Annotated in this window: 2 protein-coding genes and 2 pseudogenes; all 4 read right to left on the bottom strand. The window is 59.6% G+C overall.

The window, feature by feature from the left end:
• On the bottom strand, positions 1-297 hold a 297-nt coding region (locus tag EOA29_RS00550; protein ID WP_245468308.1), incomplete at its 3' end, for a helix-turn-helix transcriptional regulator.
• Between the two features lie 1,303 nt (positions 298-1,600).
• Positions 1,601-2,068: pseudogene (locus EOA29_RS42680) on the bottom strand (omptin family outer membrane protease).
• Complete coding sequence (locus EOA29_RS42675) at positions 2,032-2,409, bottom strand: hypothetical protein (RefSeq protein WP_236387759.1); 378 nt, start codon at positions 2,407-2,409, stop codon at positions 2,032-2,034. The pseudogene EOA29_RS42680 and the gene EOA29_RS42675 overlap by 37 nt, the downstream one beginning before the upstream one ends.
• Before the next feature lie 288 nt (positions 2,410-2,697).
• Positions 2,698-2,877, bottom strand: a pseudogene (locus EOA29_RS41050) (disulfide bond formation protein DsbA); the annotation flags it as partial.

Genomic DNA, 2,877 nt, shown 5'->3' with positions numbered 1-2,877 from the left:
CTTCGGCAGCAGCGCGATGCGATCGTCCATGCGGCCTGTGAGGGCTGTGATGCCCTTGCCGTCCGCATCGAACAGCTTCACACCGACAATGGCAGCAGCTTCGAACATCAGTCCGATTTCGACTTTGGGATCGCCCTTCTCGATGCGCTGCAGGGTGCTGCGTGAAACACCGATTCTCTCGGCTAACTCCTGTGCGGTTAACCGGTGCTGCATCCGGCCCAGCCGGATGGTCTTACCGAAAAGGCCAAGCGCTTCCATCGCGTAGCGCGAATAGGTGCGTTTATGCGTTGCCGTCATTCGGGTCTCCGTGACCTATCCATGAGCCATATCACCTCATTTCGACCTTTATATAGGTAACGTCGCAGAGCGACTGCCAAAGTCAAGCCTCCGTATCGTATGATCCAAATCCCCCTGATTCGACTTTATATGCAGCAAGAGTTCGCATCACGGCTACGTTCGGAAAGCGAGGTAGAATGCGACGGGAGACGCAAGCGTTACCCATCCGAACAAGCACGGCGAATATTGCCTACGGCTCCTGCACAACCGGCCAGCTCTGCGCGCCTCGGGCGAGGCGGATCTGGCGCTGGACCGCGGACAGCCTTGAGATGCCTCGCATGAGTCATTCGATGGGCGGTCCCTGGTGCCGCTACGCCAAGCGCGATGAAGCGTTGCGGTCTTCGTCGCGCGCAACGGCGAAAGCGTGCAGGAGGATGGCTCGGGTCAGGGTGGACAAGCATCTGCGTAACAATTTGCTTTTCGAGGACGGGACGAGTCCAGGTTGGCCGCTGCTCAAGGCGCTGGCTCCGCAGCAGAGCCGAGTGAACTGGAGGGTCTGGTCCGGCGTCGAGGCACGGCGCAAGGCCTGCCGCGACGGGCGCGGATAGTGCTGCTGGCCAGCGAGAGGATGTAGAACAAGGAAATTGCCTTACGCCTTGGTGCAACGCCCAACACAGTGGGCACATTGCGTCGGCGCTTTGCCGAACATCGGCTCGATAGCCTTTACGATGAACCGCGTCCCGGCGCGCCCGATGAGGAGATTGCCGAGACGATCCGGTTGACGCTGGGAGACGACGCCGCGGGACGCAACCCACTAGCCTGACTCTGCAATCTTGAGGAGCGCCAAGTTTATTCTGGCGTGCGGCGAGCTCAACGCCGAGCCGCTTGGCATCGATGCACGACACGACGTGATGCGGCGGTGTCGCACGGGTTCTCACGGTTTGTGGCTTCGGGATCGCGCGGAAGGCCACGCTTTTCTGGCGGCTCGCGCACCGGTGCCAGACGGCCGTCGGGACCTTAAAATCGACGGGATGACCGGCGGACAACACCTCCACGCCGGCCATACCAGGCCTGGCGGACCGCCCGGACAATCCTGAGATTCTGGCCGACGTCGGCGCCGCTTGGATAGCCGCGATTGAATGGATTGCGCGCAGAGGCATTGTGCGTCCTTAATGCACGCATGGTCTTACGTGCTCAGCGTCAGAAATGACTGCGCTTAAAACGTCAGCTTGAAGCCGGCCGACAGGGTCAAGGCATAGAAGTCCATGCCAGCGCTATCCTTGTGGGTTCCTTGTTCGCCGGTCGCGATGCTGTAGGCCGTTTTCTAGCCTTTGTTGCGAAAATATTTGTCGACATTGCCGGCCAGGAAGACGCTGGCGCGGTCGGTCATCTGATAATCGATCTTGGCGCCGGCCGAGATGAACGGCACCGTGAAGAAGTCGTCCTCAAATCGCAGGCCGCGCCCCTCCTCGCGCAGCCAGTGATGGTCAACAGCGCTTGCATCAACGGTGAAGCCGCTGCGGAGCAGACCCGAGAGCGTCAAGTTCCCGAGCGTCGTGGTCGCTTTCGCGCCAAGGAACAGGCCGAAATAGCGCTGTTCGTAATCGATGACCGGTTCGCCGTCCGGGAACTTGCCGCGATCCTCGCGAAAGCCGAAGCCGTCCCCACTCTATATGTACGAACCGCCATAGGCCTTCCACTTCATGTTGGTGTATTTGAAGCCACCATGAAGGTTGATAACCGTGGCATCGTTGATCACGAAGTCTGGGCCTGCTGCCATGTCAAGGTTGATGTAGCGGTCAAGGCGGGTGTCGGGGTGGATTGACTGATCCGACCAATCCTGTCCGGCAATACGCCGTTGGCTGAGATGGTCCAGTTCTTCCAGACCTCGGCCTTTAGCCCGGTGGTCAGAACCGGCGCGCCGGTTTCCCAGATCAATTTGCTGATACGATTGCCCACTTCGTCGTAGAAAAGCTCGTTGCCCTTTAGCCAGGTGTAGCCAACGCCACCAAGAAACACGACGCTCTTGTCGGGCGCTGAATAGGTGGTCGAATGCGCCGCCATGGCGATGGTCGACGATGTGCAGAACGTGCCGAAAGCAAGAATTGCAAATGCTGATGTGCAGCGATTCATGGGGCCTCCTCGGGACCTCCGTTGATGATCTTTCGTTGAACGACGGCGGCTCACAGCGCCCGTTTGCAGGCGTTGTTTGTCGCGGCGACCATTGCTGGGCATGGTGCAAAGACGTTGAACTCCGATGCGATGTCCGGGACGGCTTTGGTCATTGCCCTTTGTCTGGTGCGCTGCATAGAACGGCTTGGTCCGCCCACTACCGCGTTGCCGGGCCATATAAGAGATTTGGCCCGACGCGAGAGGCGGCACTCGTGGCCAGAGAACGGGATCGCACCGGCCGCCACGCTGTCAAAATGCCGAAGTTGGTGATCCGGCACGACGCTTAGCTTCTTCCCGCTCTTTGGCGATGAAGCGTTCCAGCGTGTGAATCTTGAGCACACCTGAAATCACTTCGTCGCCGAGAACCAACGCCGGCGTGACGTTGATGTACAGCTCCTTGGCGAGCGCGCAATTGCGCTCGAGGACGTT

The organism is Mesorhizobium sp. M1E.F.Ca.ET.063.01.1.1 (assembly GCF_003998155.1).
Taxonomy (GTDB): domain Bacteria; phylum Pseudomonadota; class Alphaproteobacteria; order Rhizobiales; family Rhizobiaceae; genus Mesorhizobium.
This window is presented reverse-complemented; position numbering and strand designations above follow the sequence as displayed.

Bases quoted from the DNA above. Each gene is read 5' to 3' on its own strand.
- EOA29_RS42675 (WP_236387759.1), bottom strand. From the start codon at position 2,409: ATGAATCGCTGCACATCAGCATTTGCAATTCTTGCTTTCGGCACGTTC.